This is a genomic window from Streptomyces sp. NPDC001714 (genome assembly GCF_042892755.1).
Taxonomy (GTDB): domain Bacteria; phylum Actinomycetota; class Actinomycetes; order Streptomycetales; family Streptomycetaceae; genus Streptomyces.
Genome location: NZ_JBIAUL010000003.1, coordinates 493,266 through 515,215, shown reverse-complemented (window position 1 = coordinate 515,215; position 21,950 = coordinate 493,266). Strand labels below are relative to the sequence as shown.

Genomic DNA, 21,950 nt, shown 5'->3' with positions numbered 1-21,950 from the left:
CCCGCGAAGGGATGGCGGAGGTGAGCCCTGTCGGTCACATGTTCGCCGTCACTTCGTCGTGCGACCTCCCTCTCATCCGGCGTCGCGAGCGCAACCGGTGCCTTTAGACTCCCTCGCGTGACACGCCGCGGGCCGGTTGGCAAGATGGCCCGAGCGGTCGGCAAGGTGCGGTAACAGGGAGGAAGCGTCTCGTGAGCAGCAGGCCATCCCGAGGCGCTGCTCGCCTCGCAGCCATACTGGACGCGCTGCCGGATGCGTTGGTGCTGGTCAACGCCAACGGCACCGTCGTCAACGCGAACACCATCGCCCTGGAGGCCTTCGAGGCCCCGGGCACCGCGCTGGTGGGACGCGGGCTGCTCGATCTGCTCCCGCAGTTCGACTCCCGGCTGATCCCGGGCTCGATGCGGCGGCCCGATCACATGGATCCGCGTGGCCGGACGAAGCCGACGCGGATGATCGCGCGGCGCACCGACGGCACCGAGTTCCCGGTCGAGGTCACCAGCGCCAACCTGGAGAACGGGCAGCAGGCTTACGACGGTTACGGCTACAGCGGCGACGAGCTGCTGATGCTCGTCGTCCGCGACCTGACCGGCACCGTCGACACCGAGGCCGAGCTGGCCCGCTCGCAGCGGCAGACCGAGATGATCCTGCGGGCGGCGAGCGAGGGCGTCGTAGGGACGGACACCGACGGGCGGATCGTCCTCGTGAACCCGGCCGCCGCTCAGATACTGGGGTACCGGGCCGGTGAGCTCGGCGGCAAGGAGCTGCACAACCTCGTGCTGCACTCGCGTGCCGACGGCTCCCCCTTCCCGTACGCCGAGTCGCCGCTCGCCGACACCCTGCGTTCCGGGCGCAAGCACCGGGTACGCGGGCAGGTGCTGTGGGCCAAGGGCGACAAGAAGGTGCCGGTCGACCTGACGACCGCGCCGGTGCGCGACGGCGACCAGCTGGTCGGCGCCGTGATGACGTTCACCGACCGGCGGCCGTACGACTCCGTCGTCGACGAGAAGACGGCCCAGGAGAAGGCGCACGCCGACGAGCTGGAGCGGCTCTCCGAGGAGCACGCCTCCGACCTGACCGCGCTGCGCCAGAAGCACGTCACCGAGGTCGAGGAGCTGCTCGAACGGCACGCCGAGGAACTGGCGGCCGGCGAGGACCGGTACGCGGCCCTCGGCGAGCGCGAGAAGGACCGGTACGAGGCCCTCTCCGGGCGCCACGAGCAGCTGCTGACGCTGCTCGCGCAGTCGCTGCGCGGCCCCCTCGACGAGCTGCGCCGGGAGCTGGCCGCGCTCGCCGCCGACGACGCCGGGCAGCTGTGGCCCGAGGCCAACCAGGTGCTCCACCATCTCTCGGCCGGTTACTCGCGGATCACCCAGCTCATCGACAACGTCCTCGGCTACCAGCGGCTGGACGCGGGGTCGGAGGACATCAACCGCACGAAGGTCATGCTCGACGCCGTCGTCGCCGCCGGTGTGGACGGGGCGGTGGAGCTGATCGGACCCGGGCGGGTGCAGTTCGCCGTGCACGCGCCGCCCATCGAGGCCGAGGTGGATCCGCAGCGCCTCGCCGTCGCCCTCGCGCATCTCATCGCGGACGTGGCAGGAGTCGACGCGACCGGCAACGCGCCGGTCTCCGCGGGCGGCTACATGGACAACACCGTGGTGGTCGCGGCGGCGCAGCGCGGCGAGGTCGTCCGGATCGAGGTGCGCGGGCCGTACGCCGGGGGAGACCCGGTGCACGAGCCGATCGTGCGCGGGATCGTGCGGGCCCACGGCGGGGTGCTGCAGACCCATGAGGTGCCGGGCATGAGCGGCAGCGCGTTCGTGCTGGAGGTGCCGATCGGGGGCGGCGCCGGAGCGGTGCCCCCGCCGCCCGGTACCGAGGTGGCCATCGTCCCGGCCGCCGAGGAGACCGGTGCCGGCGGGCGGCGGCGGGCCCGGCGGTCCTCCGTGGACGCCTTCCTGGAGAGTGACGTTCCCGGCGAGGCGGGCGGCGAGGGCGACGCCCCGGTCGCGCCGACCGGGCGGCGGCGCAGGCGCGCCGCCGAGGCGGCCGGCCCGGAGAGCGGGCCCGCCGCGATCGAGAGCGCGGAGTCGGCGTCCGGCGGTACCGGACGGCGGCGCGGGCGCCCGGCCGACGGCGACGCGGGGGTCTCCGAAGGTGCCGTGATGACGGCCGCCGAGCAGGGCGCCGGGGCGGCCGCCTCGGGTACGGGGCTGGGCGGCACCGTTCCGCCGCAGGGCGTGCCCGTGCCGGCGTCGGGGCGGCGCGCCCGGCGTGAGCCCGACGAGCCGCAGGCGCTGCCGCCCGCGCTGCCCTCGGCGCCGTCCGGGCCTGCCGCCGACGAGAGCCAGTCCGGCGGACGCCGGCGCCGTGCGCTGGCCGCCGCGGCCGAGCGGGCCGAGCAGCAGCAGGCGGGCCCGCGCCCGGTCTTCGCGCTGCCGCCCGCCGAGGCCGACCGCGCCCCCGATCCGGTCGAGGCCGTCGAGGCGGTGGGCGACGAGGGCCGGCACGACGCCGTGGGGCACGACCAGGCCGAGGACCACACCCCGCCGCAGCCGCACCCCACCAGCGCGCCGACCGGCCGTCGGCGGCGGGCGGTGGGCCAGCCGCCGGCCGAGGACACCCCGGCCGCCGCGGCCGTACCGACGGTGCCCGCGCAGGCGGCCGCTCCCGGACAGCCGGTGCAGCCCCAGGGCGTCCCGGTGCAGGCCGGACAGCCTCAGGGCATCCCGGTGCAGGCCGGGCCGGCGGCCCAGGTCGCCGCGCCGGCCGGTATCCCCGTCGGCCCGGCGGCCGGCGGACAGCAGCCCGTTGCGGCGGGTCAGGGCCAGCCCGGCCTTCCGGTCCCGCAGGCGCTGCCAGGCGTGGCCGTACCGGCGCAGAACCAGCCACAACCGCAGGGCGCCGCTCCGGTGGCCCCCGGGCAGCCCGCCCCGGCCGCTGAAGCCGTCCCGGTTCCCGCCCAGCCGCTTCCGGCGGAGGCCACGCCGGTGGCGCCCGTACCGCAGCAGTGGCCGGGCGCCGACGACACCCCCGCCGCCCAATCGGCACGTGCCGCCCAGCCGTTGCCCGCCGAGGCCGCCGCGGCGACTCCAACACCGGCGCCGGTCGACCCGGACTCCACCCAGGGCCGGGCGTTCAGTGTGCGGACGCTCGGGCAGGGGGTGCCGTTCTCACGGCAGGCCGCACAGGTGCAGCAGCCGACGGCGACCCCGCCCCCGCACCAGCCGGGCGGCAACGGGCGGCGCCGCAAGCTGGGCACGCGCCCCGACCCGGGTGCCTCCGCCGAGCAGCCGGGGACCCAACAGTCCGCACAGTCCGCGCAGGCGGCCCGCCCGCATCCGGCCGAACAGCCGGTCGCCGGGCAGCCGCTGCCGCAGCCGTCGCTGGCCGGGCAGTCCCGGCTGGCGGGGGCCACCGAGGGCGGCGGACGGTCGTACGCGATAGGCGCACCGGACGTGAACGCCGCCGAGGGCCCGGAGCCGCTGGACGGTCCGGGCGGGGCGGTCGAGGTCGCGGACCCGCCGCGTCCGCAGCCGATGGACGACGAACTGCCCCCGGAGCCGCTGGACAACCCGCGCCGGCTGCTGGTGTGGCCCGCGCCGGACGTCACCACCCAGCAGGAGCTGAGCGACCGCGGCTACCGGCCGGTGATCGTGAACTCCCGTGAGGAGGTCGACGCGCAGATCGCCGCGTTCCCGGCGGCGCTGTTCGTGGACCCGCTGACCGGGCCGATCACCCGGACCGCGCTGCAGTCGCTGCGGCAGGCCGCGGTGGCGGCCGAGGTGCCGGTGATGGTCACGGCCGGGCTGGGACAGGCGACGCGCGAGGCGGCGTACGGCGCGGATCCCGCCGTACTCCTGAAGGCGCTCGCGCCCCGGGACAGCGAGCAGCATCCGCCGCGGGTGCTGCTGATCGAGGAGCACGCGGAGATCGCGCTCGCGCTGACCTCGACGCTGGAGCGGCGCGGGATGCAGGTGGCGCGGGCGGCGAGCGACGCGGACGCGGTGACGCTGGCCGGGCAGCTGCGGCCGAACCTGGTGGTGATGGACCTGATGCAGGTGCACCGCCGGCAGGCCGGGATCATCGACTGGCTGCGGGCGAACGGGCAGCTGAACCGGACGCCGCTGGTCGTCTACACGGCGGCCGTCGACCAGGCGGACCTGCCGAGGCTGGCGTCCGGTGAGACGGTGCTGTTCCTGGCGGAGCGGTCGACGAGTTCCGAGGTGCAGAGCCGCATCGTGGATCTGCTGGCCCGGATCGGTACGAACTAGGGCTCACGGAAGCGCCCCGAAAGGGGCGCTGGGGGTGCTCCCGGCCGAAGGCTGGGGGAGGAACTGCGCGACCAGCCACGACGAACCCGCGGCCGACCGACGGCAGTTCCCCGCCGTGGACCGAACCCCGTTCAGAGACTGGTGACGTCCAGCTGACCGTCGGCGTACTGCCTCCTGAGCACCTTCTTGTCGAACTTGCCCACGCTCGTCTTCGGCACCGCCTCGATCACCGTCCAGCGTTCGGGGAGCTGCCACTTGGCGATCTTGCCCTCCTCGGCGAGGAAGATGCGCAGGGTCTCGAAGGTGGCCGTGGAGCCCTCCCGCAGGACGACCGTGGCCAGCGGGCGCTCACCCCACTTGTCGTCGGGGACGGCCACCACCGCGGCCTCGGCGACGTCCGGGTGGGACATCAGCGCGTTCTCCAGTTCCACCGAGGAGATCCACTCGCCGCCGGACTTGATGACGTCCTTCGCCCGGTCGGTGAGGGTGAGGAAGCCGTCGGGGGAGATGGTGCCGACGTCGCCGGTCTTCAGCCAGCCGTCCTCGCTGAACTTGTCGTCGGGGCGCAGGGGTTCGGCGTCGGGGCCGTTGTAGTAGGCGCCCGCGATCCAGGGGCCGCGCACCTCCAGCTCGCCCGCCGACTCGCCGTCCCAGGGGAGGCGCTCGCCGCCGGGGCCGCTGAGCCGGGCCTCGACGCTCGCCGGGAAACGGCCCTGGGTGAGGCGGTACGCGAACTCCTCCTCGGTGCCCACCACATGGGCCGGCGGGCGGGCGATCGTGCCGAGCGGGGAGGTCTCGGTCATGCCCCAGGCGTGGCAGACCCGCATGCCCAGCTTGTCGAAGGCCGTCATGAGGGAGGGCGGGCAGGCGGCGCCGCCGATGGTGACCTGGGTGAGGGAGGAGACGTCCCGGGGGCGGGCGGTGAGCTCGCCGAGCAGGCCCTGCCAGATGGTGGGGACCGCGGCCGCGTGCGTGGGGCGCTCTCGCTCGATCATCTCGGCGAGCGGGCCGGGCTGGAGGAACCGGTCCGGCATCAGCAGGTTGACGCCGGTCATGAAGGTGGCGTGCGGCAGGCCCCAGGCGTTGACGTGGAACTGCGGCACGACGACCAGCGAGGTGTCCTGGTCGGTCAGGCCCATCGACTGGGCCATGTTGACCTGCATGGAGTGCAGGTAGATCGAACGGTGGCTGTACACCACGCCCTTGGGGTCGCCGGTGGTGCCGGAGGTGTAGCACATGGCGGCGGCCTGGCGTTCGTCGATCTCCGGCCAGTCGAACGTCTTCGGCTTGTCCGCGATCAGTTCCTCGTACTCGTGCACCTGCGCGGTGGCACCGGCGAGCGGCGACCGGTCGCCGGGACCGGAGACGACGATGTGCTCGACGGTCGGCAGCTTGGACAGCAGCGGCGCGATCATCGGGATCAGCGAGCCGTTGACGACGACGACGCGGTCGGCGGCGTGGTTGACGATCCAGACCAGCTGCTCGGCGGGCAGGCGGAGGTTGAGGGTGTGCAGGACCGCGCCCATGGAGGGGATCGCGAAGTACGCCTCGGTGTGTTCCGCGTTGTTCCACATCAGGGTGGCCACACGGTCGTCGCCCCGGACCCCGAGGTCGTCCCGCAGGGCGTGCGCCAACTGGGCGGCGCGGTCACCGATCTCGGCGAAGCTGCGGCGGTGCGACTCGCCCTCACCGGTCCAGGTGATCACCTGTGATGCGCCGTGAATCCTCGACCCGTGGGTCAGGATCCTGGAGATCAGCAGCGGTACGTCCTGCATGGTGCTCAGCACGGCGTCCTCCCGGGGGCGACATTGCCTACTCGGTGGTGAAGGGGCTGCGCTGATTCTGCTCACATACCAGGCGGTATGTCACTAGGAGAAAGCCAACAAAGCCTGTTCGGACGCTTCGAACGCTCCGGGCGTCCCGGCCGCTAACGGGCGAGGTCCAGCTCAGGGTCCTCGCGCAGCTTGCCGAGCGCACGCGACACGGCCGACTTCACCGTGCCCACCGACACCCCGAGCACCTCGGCCGTCTGCACCTCGCTCAGGTCCTCGTAGTACCGCAGCACGACCATCGCCCGCTGCCGGGCCGGGAGTCTCATGACGGCCCGCCACATCGCGTCGTGCAGTGCCTGCCGTTCGGCCGGGTCGTCCTCGCCGGGCACCGGCTCGGGCTCGGGCATCTCGTCGCAGGCGAACTCGTCGACCCGGCGCTTGCGCCACTGCGAGGTCCGCGTGTTGAGCAGGGCCCGGCGCACATAGCCGTCGAGGGCCCGGTGGTCCTCGATCCGCTCCCAGGCCACGTACGTCTTGGCGAGCGCGGTCTGCAGGAGGTCCTCGGCGTCGCTCGGGTTCGCGGTCAGCGACCGGGCGGTGCGCAGCAGGACGGGCTGGCGGGCCCTGACGTACGACGCGAACGACGGGTACGGTCGGGTGTGTGCGCGGGTCTGCCTCACCGAGACAGCGGCGTCCGAAGCGCTGGTGCAGACGGGTGTGGTCATGGCTCCACGCTATGAGCGGGCGGTGTCACGGCGGATCGGCCGCAGGTCCCGAAGCAGACTCCCCCTCAGGTTGTAGGGGTGGGGCTGCCTACACCTCCTGAAGGTGGAGTACCGGGTGCGGAACTCCTGCGGGTTTACCCCTGAGGGGGGAGGACACCAGGGGGCGCGACCTCACCCGTCCGAGGTCAGGACCAGCCCGGACGTCGGTACGCCCGTGCCCGCCGTCACCAGGATCCGGTCCGCCCCCGGTACCGGGTTCACGGCCGTGCCGCGCAGCTGGCGCACCCCCTCCGCCACCCCGTTCATCCCGTGCAGGTACGCCTCCCCGAGCTGCCCTCCGTGCGTGTTCAGCGGCAGCCGCGCCTCGGCCACGAAGTCCGCCGCCTCCCCCCGCCCGCAGAACCCGAACTCCTCCAGCTGCATCAGCACGAACGGGGTGAAGTGGTCGTACAGGATCCCCACGTCGATGTCGGCCGGGGCGAGTCCGCTGGTCCGCCACAGCTGGCGGGCCACCACGCCCATCTCCGGCAGCCCGGTCAGGTCGTCCCGGTAGAAGCTGGTCATCTGCTCCTGGGCCCGGCCGGCGCCCTGCGCGGCCGCCGCGATCACAGCCGGCGGATGCGGCAGGTCGCGCGCCCGCTCCACCGACGTGACGACGAGGGCCTGCCCGCCGTCCGTCTCCTGGCAGCAGTCCAGCAGACGGAGCGGCTCGACGATCCAGCGGGAGGCGGCGTGGTCCGCGAGGGTGATGGGACGGCCGTGGAAGTAGGCGGCCGGGTTGGTCGCCGCGTACCTGCGGTCGGTCACCGCCACGTGCCCGAACGCCTCGGGGGTCAGCCCGTACGTGTGCAGGTAGCGCTGCGCCGCCATCGCCACCCAGGAGGCCGGGGTGAGCAGCCCGAACGGCAGCACCCAGCCGAGCGCCGCCCCCTCCGCCGACGGCTCCCGGTGCTGCACCCCCGAGCCGAAGCGGCGGCCCGATCTCTCGTTGAAGGCGCGGTAGCAGACCACCACCTCGGCTACCCCGGCGGCGATCGCCAGTGCCGCCTGCTGGACGGTCGCGCAGGCCGCGCCGCCGCCGTAGTGGACGCGGGAGAAGAAGGACAGCTCGCCGATCCCGCAGGCCTGGGCCACGGTGATCTCCGGGCTGGTGTCCATCGTGAACGTCACCATCCCGTCCACGTCGGCCGGGGACAGCCCCGCGTCGTCCAGCGCGGCCCGCACCGCCTCCGCCGCCAGCCGCAGCTCGCTGCGCCCCGAGTCCTTGGAGAACTCGGTCGCCCCGATCCCCACGACCGCCGCCCGCCCGCCGAGCGAGTCCCGGCCCCGCACGCTCATGAGTCCGCCTCGTCGGTCACAGTGACGGTCACCAGGCGCCCGGTGAGTTCGACGGTCACCGTGCCGGTCACGTGGTTACCGATGCCGTTGGCGCCGACCACCCGGATCGTCGCCATGCGCGTCGCGTCGTCCAGCTCCTCGATCCTGCCGGTCAGCACCATGGTGTCACCGGGGTAGTTGGGCGCGCCTAGCCGGATGGCGACCTTGCGGAGCTCGGCCGTCGGGCCGAAGTAGTCGGTGATGTACCGGCCGACCAGGCCGTTCGTCGTCAGGATGTTCATGAAGATGTCCGGCGAGCCCTTCTGCCGGGCCAGTTCGGCGTCGTGGTGCACGTCCTGGTAGTCCCGGGACGCGATCGCCCCGGCCACGATCAGCGTCCGCGTGATCGGGATCTCCAGCGGCGGCAGCGCGGTGCCCACACCCGGCCGTGTCGTCTCAACTCCCACTCGCGATCAACTCCCCCAGCTCCTGGAGCACTTCGCCCCCGCTGCCCAGATACGCGTCCAGTTGCCTGCCCCACAGGAAGTGCCGGTGCACCGGATGCTCGACGTCGGCGCCCGCACCGCCGTGCAGGTGCTGGCCCGTGTGCACGACCCGCTGCCCGGCCTCGGACGCCCACCAGGCCGCGGTCAGCGCGTGCGTGGCGTACGGCAGCCCGGCGTCCCGCCGCCAGGCCGCCTCGTACGCCGTCACCCGTATCGCCTCGGTGTCCATGTGGGCGTCGGCCGCACGGAGTTGGACGGCCTGCCTGGTGGCGAGCGGGCGCCCGAACTGCTCGCGGGTGTTGGTGTGGGCCACGGCCCGGGCGAGGGAGCCCGCGCAGACGCCCGCCTGAAGACCGGCGAAGGCGGTGCGGGCGGTGGCCAGGACGTCGGGGCAGGCGTCCTCGCCGCCCAGGGTCTCGGCGGGGGCCTCGTCGAGCGTGAGGCGCCCCGCCGCCCAGGGTGCGGTCAGCTCGACCTCCTGGGTGCGGGTGCCCTCGCCGAGCGGCACCAGCCACAGCCGCCGGCCGGCGTCCGCGACCAGGACGTGCGTGGCGTCCCGCAGCCACGGGACGACGGGGACGGCGCCGCTCAGCCCGCCCCGCGCGGAGGGCCGTACCCCCGGCTGCGCGGGGAACGCCCCGGTCACCACCACCGACCCGTCCCCGATCCCCGGCAGCAGCCGCTCCCGCTGTTCGTCCGTGCCGTGCGTGGCGATCGCCAGCTGCCCGTACACACAGCTCGCCGCGTACGGCACCTGGGCCGTGGTACGCCCCTGCTCCTCCAGGAGGAGCACCAGGCCCAGCAGGCCCAGCTCCTCCACCGCGGCCACCAGTCCGGCCGCGCACAGCGCCTTCCACAACTCCGGGTCGCTGCCCGTGCCGGCCGCCCGCAGCCGCTCGTGGGTGGCGAGGTCGGCGAAGATCCTGGCGGCCAGGCCACGGGCCTCGACCTGGGCCTCGGTGGGCGTGAAGTCCATGTCAGACCTCCCCGCCGAGGACGCGGAAGACGGGCAGGGTCAACGCCCCGCCTTCGTCGTCGTACCGGCGGAACTCCACCCGTACCGGCAGCCCGATCCGCACCTTGTCGTACGGCACCCCCACCACGTTGCTCACCATCCGCACGCCCTCGGCGAGCTCGATCAGGCCGACCGCGTAGGGAGGGTCGAAGGCCGGGAAGGGCGGGTGGTGCATCACGACGTACGAACAGACCGTGCCCTCGCCGGACGACTCGACCGTGTCCCAGTCGAGACAGCCGCAGGCGTTGCAGCCCGGCAGCCAGGGGTGGCGCAGGGTGCCGCAGTCCGCGCACCGCTGGACCAGGAGGCGCCCCTCGGCCACGCCCTCCCAGAAACCGCCGTTGTCCCGGTTGACCACCGGGCGGGGGCGCGGCGGCCGCTTGCGTTCCCGGCCGCCCGGCGCGTACTTGAGGACGCGGAAACGGTGGGTGCCGACGAGGTCGTCCCCGACGCGGACGTCCGTGCGGGTGGTGACGAAGTAGCCGGTGCCCAGCTTGGTGGTCTTCCGGTCGGACACCGACTCGATCACCGTGTCGAAGGCGACCTCGTCGCCCGGCCGCAGGGGCCTGAGGTACTCCTGCTCGCAGTCGGTGGCGACGATCGAGGTGCACCCCGCCTCGTCGAGGAGGGTGAGCATCTCGTCGTACGCGCCCGTGCGGGACGTGTGGCCCGAGAGGCCGCCCATCGTCCAGGCCTGGAGCATGGTGGGCGGCGCGACGGCGTCCGGCCCCTCGTACGCCGGACTGGTGTCGCCCATCGCCTCGCACCAGTGCCGGATCATGGGCAGGTTGACCGGGTCCTTGCCGGTGCCGGCGCGGGCGGCCGGCTGCCCCTCGTAGACCTTGAGCCGCGCCCCCAGCTCATCGCTCGCCCCGGTCACGGCCACCGCCCCTCCGCATCCCGAGCCGCATCGTCGCGACGATCTCCCGCTGCACCTCGCTCACCCCGCCCCCGAACGTGTTGATCTGCGCCGCCCTGTTGAGCCGCTCCAGCTCGCCGTCCCCGAACGCCCCCGGCGAGCCGGACCGGACCAATGCCGCCTCGCCGACGATCTCCTGACACATGCGATACGTCGCGACTGCCGATTCCGTTCCCGCGAACTTCACCCCGCTGGCCTCCGCGGGGGCCACCCGGCCCGCCCCCGCATCCCCTACCAAACGCCAGCTGAGCAGGCGGTTCGCCGCCAGCCGGGCATGCGCCTCGGCCAGCCGGAGACGAATCCACGGCTCGTCAACGCGGCGCCGCCCGGTCACTGGATCGGGGGTGCGGGCGGCGGTGAGCGCGGCCGCGTAGAAGTCCTCGGCCTGCATGCCGGTCGCGGCGAGGGCGACCCGCTCGTGGTTGAGCTGGTTGGTGATGAGCGACCAGCCCTCGTGCTCGGTGCCGACCAGGTTGCCGGCGGGGACGCGGACCCCGTCGTAGTACGTCGCCGTCGTGACCTGGCCGCCCACCGTCTCGATCGGCGTCCAGGAGAACCCGGGCGCGTCCGTGGGCACCAGGATGATCGAGATGCCGCGGTGTCTGGGCGCCTCCGGGTCGGTGCGGCAGGCCAGCCAGATCCAGTCGGCGTGCTGGGCGCCCGAGGTGAAGATCTTCTGCCCGTCGATCCGCCAGCCGTCGCCGTCCCGTACCGCCCGGGTGCGCAGCGCGGCCAGGTCGGTGCCGGCCGAGGGTTCGCTGTAGCCGATGGCGAAGACGAGGTCGCCGCGGAGGATGCCGGGCAGGAAGCGGGCCTTCTGCTCCGCGCTGCCGTACTTCATCAGTGTCGGCCCGACCGTGTTCAGGGTGACCATCGAGACGGGGGCGCCGGCCCGGTACGCCTCGTCGAAGAACACGAACTGCTCGTCGGCGCCCCGCCCTTGACCGCCGTACTCGACGGGCCAGCCGAGGCCGAGCAGGCCGTCCGCGCCGATGCGGCGCAGCAGGGCACGGCGTTCGGCAGGGTCTTCGGGAGCCGGGGACGGGATCAAGGACCGGAAGTATGCGCGGAGTTCGGCACGCAGCCGCTGCTGGCGTTCGGTGGGGGCCAGATGCATGGTTTCTGACTGTCCGTCAGATAAGGCTCACTGTCAAGGTCGAACGGGCCGGCGGGAGGGTGGGCGGACGACAGAAGGGACGGCGGAGGGGACGGCAGAAGGACCGGCAGAAGGGCCGACGGAGGGGACGGCCGAAGGGGCGACAGAAGGACGGGCGGAGGGGACGACCGAAGGGACGGCAGAAGGACGGGCGGAGGGGACGACCGAAGGGACGGCAGAAGGACGGGCGGAGGGGACGGCAGAAGGACCGGCGGAGGGGACGGCAGAGGCGGCGGCGGAAGGGGCGACAGAGGGGGCCGGAAACGCCTGCGCGGCGGTGCCGAAGCACCGCCGCGCGAACGCACTGCCCATCCCCACAGACCACACCCCACCAGGGCTCAGGCGGGGCTTACCACAGCTGGGTGAAGTGGACGGCGACGTTGTCGTTGCCCTGCTGGATCGCGGTCCACACGGAGCCCTTGACCTGAGCGGTGTTGCTCTGGTTCGAGGCGCCGTTGCCCACCGCGTTCTGCTGGGTGGTGGAGGAGTTGCCGTTGTTGTCGTGACCGACCCCGCTGCCGATGATGCCGGCCGTGCCGACGTTGGCGCTCGATCCGTCGTCCGCGATCGCACCGTTGTCCGCGGCCGCTACACCGGTGAAGAGGGCGGCGGCGAGCGGGAGGGCGGAGACGGCGGCGAGAACGCGGGCGGTACGGATGCTTGCCATGTTGTTTCCTCTCAGAGCCCGGCTGTGCCGGAAGTACGTCAAGTAAGGCTTGTTCCGGGGCAGTTGGCCGACCGCCTCGGTGGGTGTCATCGACGTCGCGAGACCAGAGTTGCCCACCGAATCCCCGGCGAACCACCCCGGAAGCCGTTATTCGCCCTCAAGCGTGATGACAAGTCGATAAACCCCTTTCACCACCTTTGGTCGACTCCCACCCCAGTCGTGACCACTCGGGACATCAACCCCCATCAAGCCCGCCAAGGGAAAAACCGTTCCGGCCGCGATCCGCGACCAAGTCGCCGCCCTCGGCGTGTCACACCGGCCCCCTCTTCCCTTTTTCGAACGCACGTACGAACATGGAGGCATGGCCACCACCGATCGGCAGGCCACGACGCTGGCCCTCGCACACGCCCTGTCAGCCGCCGAGCGCGGCCTGGCCGTCATCCCCCTGTCCCGCACGAAACTCCCGGCCGTGCGCTCCCCGCACCGCCACGACCCGGAACCCGCGCTGCCGCCCTGCCACGGCGAGTGCGGCCGCCCCGGCCACGGGGTGTACGACGCGACCACCGACCCGACCCGCATCCGCGAGCTGTTCGCCGCGGCGCCGTGGGCGTCCGGCTACGGCATCGCCTGCGGGCTGCCCCCGCACCGCCTCATCGGCGTCGACCTCGACGTGAAGTGCGGGACGGACTCCACGGCCGCCCTGCGCGAGCTGGCCCTGCGGCACCTGTTCACCATCCCGCCGACGGTCGTCGTCCTCACCCCGAGCGGCGGCCGCCACCTCTGGCTGACCGGACCGCCGGACGCCGTCGTCCCCAACTCGGCCGGCCGGCTCGCCCCCGGCATCGACATCCGGGGCGCCGGCGGCTACCTGGTCGGCCCCGGCTCCCGCACCGACCACGGCGTCTACGCCACCGCCCCCGGCACCGAGCACCTGGTGCCCGCGCCCTGTCCCCCGGCCCTTCTCCGCCTCCTGCTCCCGCCGCCCCGTCCACCGCATCCCTCGACCCACCCCTCGGTCGGCAACCGCGGGCAGGGCCTGGTCCAGTTCGTCCTCTCCGCCCACGAGGGCCAGCGCAACACCCGCCTCTTCTGGGCGGCCTGCCGCGCCTACGAGAACGGCATCGGCCGGGCCCTGCGGGCCCCGCTGATCGACGCGGCGGTCCACACGGGCCTGACGGAACAGGAAGCCCGCGCCACGATCGCGTCGGCGGCCCGCATGACCGGCCGCCGCCCCTGAAAATCACCCATCGACCGCCGCGAGATCATGGAGACGACGGACGACAGGAAGTGGGAGAAGCGGATCAACGACTGGCTCCACGGCTGATCCCGCAGCGTTCAACCACTGGTGCCGGTACCGGTGCCAGTACTGGAACCGGTGCCGGTGCCGGTACCGGTACCGCTTTCCGGAGCGGCCGTCACGAAGTCGTACCCGGACCAGTCACTGAGCCGGACGTATCCGAGGCGCTGGTAGAGGGCGTTGCTGGTGGGGTTGGACAGGTCCGCGAACAGGACGACGTCCCGCGCGCCCGCGGCCAGCGCGGCCCGGCTCACCTCCGCCGCCACGGCCCCCGCGTAACCGCGACCGCGCAGGTGGGCGGGGGTGTAGACGACGTCCACCTGGATCTGGCCGCCGATCAGCGGGTTCAGGCCCGCGACGGAGACGGGAGTGCCGTCCGGGGTCTCCCAGAGCGTGTAGGTCTTGTCGGCGAAGCGCGTGCCGGCCCAGGTGCCGGCGTCGATGGCGACGTCCTCCCCGACGGCCTTGGCGAACTCGGCGCACCAGAACATGGTTTCCTCCAGATCCTGCTCACCCAGGACGCGGCCCCGGCCCGCCGGCAGCGGGTCCGGTGGCGTGAGCGTGCCGAGGCGGTACAGGCACAGCCGCGTGTCACGGAGTCTCGGCGTCGCGCCGGTGCGCCGCTGCCAGGCCTCGGCGAAAGCGGTGGCCGTGCCGTGGTCCGCGCTGACGGAGGGAAGGGAGTCCCCGAGGTCGGCCAGACGGTCGGCGAGGGAGTCGGCCTGCTCGGGCGTGAGCGGGGAGAGGCCGAACCCCCGCGGTGGAAGGCGGTAGAAGGTGGCGTGGACCTCGCCGTCCCGCTCCAGGAGCCCGAAGACGGGAACGTCGGTGCCGAACGCCGCGGCCCCCCGCGCCCGCACCCTCTCCGCCCACGTCGACTGCATGACGTGCGGGCCGGGACGAGAGCGCAGGAACTTCCCGGCCCTGGCGAGGAATTCGTCGACGTCGTGGGTCAGGTACCAGTCGGATGAGCGCATGCCCGATGCTTTACCACTCCCGCCGCGCGGGCAGTCGGATCCCGCCGGGCGAAGTGACGCGCGAACACCCGTTTCAGCCAACCGAGATGAAGCATTCTGTGGCGGGAACGCCGGTGACTTCGCACGCGGCAGCGCACTCCTCGCCCTCCGTTCGGTACTGCGCCCTCCGTTCGGTACTGCGCCCTCCGTTCGCCACTGCCGCAGATTCACCGCAGTCGCCCGGGTCCCCGCACCGAAGCGCGTCGGATTCCGCGCCACGATCAGACGTGCCACGGAGTGGAAGCCGTGTCCGTGACCATGCGCCTGCTGCTGTGCCACGAGCCCCGGTGCGCCGCGGGGTTCGCCGTCCTCGCACGTCGTCAGAGGCTGCTGAGAAGTGCCAGGCGCTCGGCGCTGGTGGAGCCCTGGTCGGCGTAGTAGACGACGATCAGTTGGCGGGCCTGCGGGCGCACCATCTTCTCGTAGTGCAGGTCGAGTTCGCCGACGAGCGGATGGACGAGCCGGGTGAGGCCGGTGTCGCGGCGGCGGACCTCGCGGCGGGTCCACAGGGTACGGAACCGCTCGCTGGCGACGGTGAGTTCGCCGATGGTCTCCAGTAGCTCCGGGTCGGCCTCGTCGACGTCGATCGTGGCGCGTAGTCCGGAGACGGCCTTCGCGGTCATGTCGTCCCACTGCGGATAGAGGCCGCGCATCTCGGGTTCGAGGAAGGCAGCCCGCAGCGGGTTGTGGCCGACGGCGAAGAAGGGGCACAGGAGCACGGCCAGCCGGTTCGCGGCGACGACCCGTCCGCTGGGCCCCTGGGCGTAGGCGGGGGTCTGCGGCCAGCTGTCCAGCAGTGGTTGCAGGTCGCCCTGGTTCGTACGGGCGCGGCTGCGCGGCCTGCGGGTGGGCGGGGCGGGGTGGGCGAGGCGGTGCAGGTAGGCGACGGCGTCCTCGTCGAGCTGGAGGGCGTTGGCCAGGGCGGTCAGGATGTGGTCGGAGGGGTTGAGGTTGCGGCCCTGTTCCAGGCGCAGGTAGTACTCGGGGCTGATCCCGGCGAGCTGGGCGACCTCTTCGCGTCGCAGTCCGGGGACCCGGCGCCGCTCGCCGGCGGGCAGCCCGACCTGGTGGGGGCTGATCTGTCCGCGCCGGGCCCGCAGGAACTCGCCGAGGGTGTCGGCCGTCTCGTGCGCCATGCTCTTGACGCTAGCCGTTCACCAGTCCGAGGCGGACCAGGCTCTCCGCGGTGGCCACGACGGCGTCCTCGTTGGACCGGGGGGACCAGTCCAGCGCCTTGCGGGCCTTCGCGTTGGAGGCGCGGCGCACCACGCCCAGCTGCGGCAGCGTCTCACGCAGCGCCGGGTTGATCGTGGCCAGCAGGCGCAGCAGCCAGGCGGGGGCCGAGCCCGTGGGGGCCTTGGCGGCGTCCTCGCCCAGCCGTTCGCGCAACGCCAGGGCGATGTGGTGGAAGGAGATCGGCTCGCCCGCGAGCGCCAGATACCGCTGCCCGGCCGCCTGAGGCGCGGTCATGGCACGGAGGTGAAGGTCGGCCGCGTCTCGGACGTCCACCGTGTTGGTCCAGATCGGAGGTGCGGCCCGCATTCCGCCGGTCAGCATCGCGTGGATGATCCGGATCGACGCGGAGTAGTCCGGTCCGAGGACCGGCCCGAAGATTCCCACCGGGTTGACGACCGTCAGCTCCAGGCCGTCGCCCTCGCTGTCGACGAAGTCCCAGGCAGCCCGTTCGGCCACCGCCTTGGACTTGACGTACGCGGAGACCCCCGGCCCGTCGGTCTGCGTCCAGTCGTCCTCGCTGAACATCTGTCCGGTCTGGCCATGCCCGTAGCCCACCGCCGCGAAGGAGGAGGTCAGCACGGTGCGACGGACACCCGCCTCCCGGGCGGCGCGCAGGACCCGCAGGGCCCCGTCACGGGCGGGGACGATCACCTCGTCCTCGTTCTTCGGCCGCGCTCCGGGAAACGGCGATGCCACGTGCAGGACGTAGTCGACTCCCGCCACGGCCCGGTCCCAGCCCCCGTCAGAGGTCAGATCCGCCTCCACATAGGAGACGCCGTCCGCGTTCGGGGATCCTGCCACCTTGAGCATCCGCTCGACGTCGGACCGCCGTGCCAGGGAGCGCACCGTGGTCGTGACGGTGTGCCCGGCGGTCAGGAGCTGCGCGATCGTGTGGGAACCCAGAAACCCGGTTCCGCCCGTGACGAGTACATGTGCCATACCTTCATGGTGGGCAGCCGGACCGACCCGTTCCAGATCTCCCCGATACCAGTACTCCCAGGGACAGGCTCGGCGACGCTGCCCCTCGAGTTTCGATGCACATGCTCAAGGTTCGGTTCGAAGGGACCCCACACGCCAACGGCCCCCGACCGTCTCACCTGGTCAGGGGCCGTGAACGTCACGCGGTGGGTGTGGGATTTGAACCCACGGTGACTCGCGCCACGACGGTTTTCAAGACCGTTCCCTTAGGCCGCTCGGGCAACCCACCCCGCGCCGACGGAGATCGGCGCGGGGAACAGAGTAACCGGTTCGCGCGGGCGGGTGCGGGTCAGTTGTCGCCGATGCGGGAGCCGAGGGTGACGGTGACCGTGTGTTCGCTGCCGTCCCGCTTGTAGGTGATCTCGACCTTGTCGCCGGGCTTGTGGGTCCAGATCTCCCCGATCAGGGTCGGGCCGCTGTCGATCACCGTGCCGTCCAGCTTGGTGATGACGTCGCCGGGCTTGAGGCCGGCCTTGTCCGCGGGGCCGCCCGACTCCACCGCGGCGGAGCCGCCCGAGCCGGAGTCGGTGATCTGCGCGCCGGAGGTGCCGTCATCCAGCGACACCGACGCGCCGATCTTGGCGTAGACCGGCTTGCCGGTCTTGATCAGCTGCTGGGCCACGTACTTGGCCTGGTTGATCGGGATGGCGAAGCCGAGGCCGATCGAGCCCGACTGCCCGGTGCTGCCCAGGCCGCCGCTGGAGGCGGACTGGATCGCGGAGTTGATGCCGATCACCGCGCCGGAGGCGTCGAGCAGCGGGCCGCCGGAGTTGCCGGGGTTGATGGAGGCGTCGGTCTGCAGGGCGCTCATGTAGGACGCCTTGCTGGTGGAGCTGCCGTCGCTGGAGGCGACCGGGCGGTTCTTGGCGCTGATGATGCCCGTGGTGACCGTGTTGGACAGGCCGAAGGGGGCGCCGATCGCGATCGTCTCGTCGCCGACGGCCACCTTGTCGGAGTCGCCCAGGGCGAGCGGCTTCAGATCCCTCGGCGGGTTCTTGAGCTTGATCACCGCGACGTCGTAGCCCTGGGCGTGGCCGACGACCTCGGCGTCGTACTTCTTGCCGTCCGGGAACGTCGCGGTCAGCTTGCCGCCGTCGAGGGAGTCCGCGACCACGTGGTTGTTGGTGATGATGTGGCCCTGCTTGTCGAAGACGAAGCCGGTGCCGGTGCCACCCTCGCCGTTGGTGCCCTCGGACTCGATGGTGACCGTGCTGGGCAGCGCGTTCTGGGCGACCGCCGCGATCGTGCCGGCGGCGCGCTTGACCTGGGTGGCGCCGCCGCTGGAGGACGCGGAGATGGTCGTGGAGCCGCTGTCGTCGTTGTTCTTCGCCAGCGTGTAGCCGAGGCCGCCGCCGAGGCCGCCCGCGACCAGCGCGGCCACCAGGACGGCGGCGATCAGACCGCCGCGCCCGCTGCCCTTCTTCGGCGCGGGCTGCGGCTGCTGGAAGGGCTGGTACTGCTGGTACTGCTGGTGCTGCTGGTCGTACGACGAGCCCCAGGCCGCGCCGGCGCCCGCGCCCGGGTCCGCGTAGGAGGGGGTCGCGGGGGGCGGGGGCGGCCAGGAGGCGTCGGGGGCCTGCGGTGCGGTCCCGTAGGGGTCGCCCGCGGACGCGCCGGGCGCGCCCTGGGACGCCGGCGGGATCGGGGCGGTCGGCGCTTCCCCGCCGTCGGACGTGGCTGCCTGCGGCGAGGCAGCGGGAGACGACGGCGGCACGGGAGGTGCGGACGGGGCCGGGGGTACCGGATTGCCCTCGTTCTCGGTGCTCACAGCTTCTCTCCTCGGTCCACGGCTTTTCTTCTCGGTCGCACTCGGTCACGCTCTTTCACGCTTGCTGTCGGTCCGGCGCGATTCAGCTGTGCATGTGCTTTTGTATGCCGTCAGCTTTTCCCACAGGCCGTCAGAGCACCATAAGCGGTGGCTGTGGGTACACGGACAACCTTTATATAGTGCTTGTCCGACAAAAGTTCTCTTTACCGGCATCCGTGATGCCCCCAGGTACCCCCGCTCGGTGGCACCATGTCGCGGTGACCCACGCACCACAGCATCGCATCCAGGTCGTCGCGCACCGCGGGGCCTCCGAGTACGCCCCCGAGCACACGCTGGCCGCGTACCGGAAGGCCATCGAGGACGGCGCCGACGCCCTGGAGTGCGACGTACGCCTGACCGCCGACGGCCACCTGGTGTGCGTCCACGACCGACGGGTCAACCGTACGTCCAACGGGCGGGGGGCGGTCTCGGCCCTCGAGCTCGCGGACCTGGCCGCCCTGGACTTCGGCTCGTGGCGGAAGGGGCCGGCCTGGCGCGGACGGGACGAGGAGCCCGACTGGGAGTTCCGGCCCGAGGACCGCGCGGACACCTCCGTACTGACGCTGGAGCGGCTGCTGGAGCTGGTCGCGGACGCCGGACGGCGGGTGGAGCTGGCGATCGAGACCAAGCACCCCACGCGGTGGGCCGGGCAGGTGGAGGAGCGGCTGCTGGTCCTGCTCAAGCGGTTCGGGCTGGACGCACCGGCCACCCCCGCCGAGTCGCCCGTGCGCGTCATGAGCTTCTCCGCGCGGTCGCTGGCCCGGGTGCGGGCGGCCTCGCCGACGCTGCCGACGGTCTACCTGCTGCAGTTCCTCTCGCCGCGGCTGCGCGACGGGCGGCTGCCGGCCGGGGTGGGGATCGCGGGCCCCTCGATCCGGATTGTGCGCAATCATCCGGCGTACGTCGAGCGGTTGCAGCGGAACGGCCACCGGGTGCACGTCTGGACGGTGAACGAGCCGGAGGACGTGGACCTGTGCGTGGAGCTCGGCATCGACGCGATCATCACCAACCGGCCGGCGGCGGTGCTGAGCCGGCTGGGGCGTTGAGGGTGCCGAAAGGCGGCGCACCGGGACCCGTCCTGACCAGGGCTCAGATAAAGAGTCGAGTAAGGACACTTCGTACCTCTTGACCCGACAGCCCGCCCACAGCATCCTCACTTCTCGGCCACACCATCGAAATTCAGCCATACGTCGCCTTATCTGGGGGATTCGGCGACGCCCCGTCACAGGGAGTGCTCCGGCGCGTTCGGCGCGTATTCGTTCGTTGCGAATGCGTCACCGGGCATTCATTGGCCGGTTTCCGGTTCAGGCCAATGGGGCATCCACACCGTGGCGTGGGGCAAAGGAGGTCTCGGGGGTGGCGTTGGTGGTGGCACAGGAGGTGCCCACGTCGTCGAGCATGGCCGTACCCCATGGCCCTGCGGGCGTGGGTAAGGCGAGACACCGTATGCGCGATCAGTTGCGCACGGGTGGAGTGTCGGAATCGGTCATCGACGATGCCGTACTGATCCTTTCCGAACTTTTGAGCAATGCCTGCAAACACGGGCGCCCCTTGGGGGACGCGCTCGCCGGGGACGGCGACGTCCGGGCCGCCTGGCAGGTCGACACGCGCGGCCGGCTGATCGTCGAGGTGACGGACGGCGGCGGCCCGACCCGCCCGGCCCCGATGACCCCGTCGGTCACGGCGCACGGCGGCCGCGGGCTGAACATCATCACGGCCCTGGCCGACGACTGGGGCGTCCGGGACGACGCCCGGGGCGAGGTGACCGTCTGGGTCGTGGTCCACAAGGACGTGCGCGGGCCGGGCACCCGGGACCGCCGCGACGCCTTCGCCACGCGCGTCATGGCGCCCTCGGTCCCGGAGATGGCCGACCTGGACTTCGCGGACGCGTTCGACGACATGGACTGAGCCTTCGACGGCCTGGACCGGCCGGACACGCGACGGCGGCTCCGTCCGCAGCGGGCCACGGCGGCCACCGAGTCCCCGGGCATACGGTCCGTGGCGGCGCCGTCGTCCACAGGTTCCCGTGGCCCAGGGTATGAACGGCTAGGCTCCCGCCCGTACGAGACGAGCCGTAACCGGGAGACACCCAGATGGCCAAGAAGCGACCCCAGACGACGGCCACGCGGCCGCAGCTCAGCGACGCCGAGATCCCGGTTGTCGGCGCCCGCGAGCCTTGCCCCTGCGGCAGCGGCCGCCGCTACAAGGCCTGCCACGGCCGCGCGGCCGCGCACGCGGCGACCGAGCTGGTGCACCGCCCGTTCGAGGGGCTGGCCGGCGAGGGCGACTGGGTGGCGCTGCGCGAGCTGGTCCCCGCCGCCACCGTCGAGCTGACCCTTAAGGACGGTCTGCCCGAGGGCGTCCCCTCGGTCACCCTCGCCACCGTGCTGCCGATGGCCTGGCCGGCGCTGCGCCGCGACGACGGCACGGTCCTGCTCGGCCTGCAGAACGACACGGCGTCCGGCGACATCAGCCGCGACCTCGCCGACACCCTCCAGCGCGCCCTCGCCGCCGAGCCCGGCACCCCGGTGCAGGGCCGCCGGGCCCCCGCCGACAGCCCCCGGCTGCAGGACCTGCTCGACCCGAAGGGCCCGTTCGAGCCAGTTGTGCACGACGGCTTCGAGTTCTGGGTGCAGGACGCGGAGAACGCCACCCCGGACGTGACCGCCTCCCTGGAGCGGGCCAACGCGGCGGCCATCCCGACGGTGAAGCTGACCGGCGTCGACTCGGCCTACTGGTGCGAGACGCCCGAGAAGAACCATCTGCGGTGGGTCATGCCGTACCCCGAGGAGCAGCTTCTGGACGCTCTCGCGCGGCTGCACGCGGCGGGCCGGTCCAGCCTCGGCGAGGGGACCCGGCTGGTCGGTTCTTTCCGTGCCCACGGCCTCACCGTGCCGGTCTGGGACCTGCCGAGCGGAGTCGGCGCGGAGGACGTGGAGAAGCCGGCCGCCGAGTTCGCCGAGCGGCTCGCGACCGCCCTGGCCTCGGAAGCACCGCTCACCGCGGAGGAGCGGCGGGCCCGCGGCGGACTGACCAACCGACAGGTCACGCTCAGCTGACGATCAGCGCGGACACAGGGGCGCGGCTGACCGGTCGGTCAGCCGCCCCAGGCGCGTCGACTCGGGTGACTCCTGTCACAACTTCCCTACACGGCAAGCAAATACGTGTCCGAATAGCCGAGATCGAATTTGCGAACCGCCGATCTCTTGTTACCGTCTCAGTAGCCCGGTTGCTGGTGCATCCCCCGTCGCCAGCAATCGGG

The 21,950-nt window shown here is 72.5% G+C and carries 17 protein-coding genes and 1 tRNA gene; 5 read left to right on the top strand and 13 right to left on the bottom strand.

Annotated features, from left to right (window positions below; all coding sequences use genetic code 11):
* Positions 1-191: 191 nt before the first annotated feature.
* Positions 192-4,277 (top strand): PAS domain-containing protein, encoded by a 4,086-nt coding sequence (locus ACFY0P_RS11015; RefSeq protein ID WP_388909765.1) that lies wholly within the window; start codon positions 192-194, stop codon positions 4,275-4,277.
* A gap of 131 nt (positions 4,278-4,408) precedes the next feature.
* Here ACFY0P_RS11015 and ACFY0P_RS11010 read toward each other — a convergent pair whose 3' ends face one another.
* The 8 genes from ACFY0P_RS11010 to ACFY0P_RS10975 all read right to left on the bottom strand — a co-directional run bounded on the left by ACFY0P_RS11010 (position 4,409) and on the right by ACFY0P_RS10975 (position 12,354).
* The gene (locus ACFY0P_RS11010) at positions 4,409-6,064 is read right to left on the bottom strand and encodes a long-chain fatty acid--CoA ligase (protein WP_388909762.1); all 1,656 of its coding nucleotides are present in this window, start codon (positions 6,062-6,064) and stop codon (positions 4,409-4,411) included.
* Positions 6,065-6,204: 140 nt separating this feature from the next.
* On the bottom strand, positions 6,205-6,774 hold the full coding sequence (locus ACFY0P_RS11005; protein WP_388909759.1) for a SigE family RNA polymerase sigma factor: 570 nt from the start codon (positions 6,772-6,774) through the stop codon (positions 6,205-6,207).
* A 171-nt stretch (positions 6,775-6,945) separates the two neighbouring features.
* Complete coding sequence (locus ACFY0P_RS11000) at positions 6,946-8,112, bottom strand: lipid-transfer protein (protein ID WP_388909756.1); 1,167 nt, start codon at positions 8,110-8,112, stop codon at positions 6,946-6,948.
* The gene (locus ACFY0P_RS10995) at positions 8,109-8,558 is read right to left on the bottom strand and encodes a MaoC family dehydratase (RefSeq protein WP_388909754.1); all 450 of its coding nucleotides are present in this window, start codon (positions 8,556-8,558) and stop codon (positions 8,109-8,111) included. The genes ACFY0P_RS11000 and ACFY0P_RS10995 overlap by 4 nt, the downstream gene beginning before the upstream one ends.
* Positions 8,548-9,573, bottom strand: a complete 1,026-nt coding sequence (locus ACFY0P_RS10990) for an acyl-CoA dehydrogenase family protein (RefSeq protein WP_388909751.1) — start codon at positions 9,571-9,573, stop codon at positions 8,548-8,550. The genes ACFY0P_RS10995 and ACFY0P_RS10990 overlap by 11 nt, the downstream gene beginning before the upstream one ends.
* A 1-nt stretch (position 9,574) precedes the next feature.
* Positions 9,575-10,498, bottom strand: a complete 924-nt coding sequence (locus ACFY0P_RS10985) for a bifunctional MaoC family dehydratase N-terminal/OB-fold nucleic acid binding domain-containing protein (protein WP_388909748.1) — start codon at positions 10,496-10,498, stop codon at positions 9,575-9,577.
* Positions 10,473-11,648: an acyl-CoA dehydrogenase family protein gene (locus tag ACFY0P_RS10980; protein ID WP_388909745.1), complete on the bottom strand. Its 1,176-nt coding sequence runs from the start codon at positions 11,646-11,648 to the stop codon at positions 10,473-10,475. Before ACFY0P_RS10980 ends, ACFY0P_RS10985 begins: the two co-directional genes overlap by 26 nt.
* A 388-nt stretch (positions 11,649-12,036) precedes the next feature.
* A complete protein-coding gene (locus tag ACFY0P_RS10975) occupies positions 12,037-12,354 on the bottom strand; it encodes a hypothetical protein (RefSeq protein WP_388909742.1) in 318 nt (105 codons plus the stop codon).
* 361 nt (positions 12,355-12,715) lie between these two features.
* Here ACFY0P_RS10975 and ACFY0P_RS10970 point away from each other — a divergent pair, with 361 nt between their 5' ends.
* Complete coding sequence (locus ACFY0P_RS10970) at positions 12,716-13,591, top strand: bifunctional DNA primase/polymerase (RefSeq protein WP_388909739.1); 876 nt, start codon at positions 12,716-12,718, stop codon at positions 13,589-13,591.
* A gap of 98 nt (positions 13,592-13,689) precedes the next feature.
* On the opposite strand, the gene ACFY0P_RS10965 is transcribed toward ACFY0P_RS10970, so the two are convergent.
* The 5 genes from ACFY0P_RS10965 to ACFY0P_RS10945 all read right to left on the bottom strand — a co-directional run bounded on the left by ACFY0P_RS10965 (position 13,690) and on the right by ACFY0P_RS10945 (position 18,649).
* On the bottom strand, positions 13,690-14,628 hold the full coding sequence (locus tag ACFY0P_RS10965) for a GNAT family N-acetyltransferase (RefSeq protein ID WP_388909736.1): 939 nt from the start codon (positions 14,626-14,628) through the stop codon (positions 13,690-13,692).
* Positions 14,629-14,987: 359 nt separating this feature from the next.
* Positions 14,988-15,803 (bottom strand): helix-turn-helix domain-containing protein, encoded by an 816-nt coding sequence (locus ACFY0P_RS10960; RefSeq protein ID WP_388909733.1) that lies wholly within the window; start codon positions 15,801-15,803, stop codon positions 14,988-14,990.
* Positions 15,804-15,813: 10 nt separating this feature from the next.
* Positions 15,814-16,842: an SDR family oxidoreductase gene (locus ACFY0P_RS10955; protein WP_388909730.1), complete on the bottom strand. Its 1,029-nt coding sequence runs from the start codon at positions 16,840-16,842 to the stop codon at positions 15,814-15,816.
* A gap of 183 nt (positions 16,843-17,025) precedes the next feature.
* Positions 17,026-17,110: transfer RNA gene (locus ACFY0P_RS10950), tRNA-Ser, on the bottom strand.
* A 60-nt stretch (positions 17,111-17,170) separates the two neighbouring features.
* Positions 17,171-18,649 (bottom strand): S1C family serine protease, encoded by a 1,479-nt coding sequence (locus tag ACFY0P_RS10945; RefSeq protein ID WP_388909727.1) that lies wholly within the window; start codon positions 18,647-18,649, stop codon positions 17,171-17,173.
* A gap of 257 nt (positions 18,650-18,906) precedes the next feature.
* Between ACFY0P_RS10945 and ACFY0P_RS10940 the strand changes: the two genes are divergently transcribed.
* From ACFY0P_RS10940 to ACFY0P_RS10930, 3 genes are all read left to right on the top strand, one after another.
* Entirely contained in the window at positions 18,907-19,734 is an 828-nt protein-coding gene (locus ACFY0P_RS10940; protein ID WP_388909724.1) for a glycerophosphodiester phosphodiesterase, read from the top strand.
* Between the two features lie 223 nt (positions 19,735-19,957).
* On the top strand, positions 19,958-20,596 hold the full coding sequence (locus ACFY0P_RS10935) for an ATP-binding protein (protein WP_388909721.1): 639 nt from the start codon (positions 19,958-19,960) through the stop codon (positions 20,594-20,596).
* Positions 20,597-20,781: 185 nt separating this feature from the next.
* Positions 20,782-21,747, top strand: a complete 966-nt coding sequence (locus ACFY0P_RS10930; RefSeq protein WP_388909718.1) for a DUF5926 family protein — start codon at positions 20,782-20,784, stop codon at positions 21,745-21,747.
* Positions 21,748-21,950 lie beyond the last annotated feature (203 nt).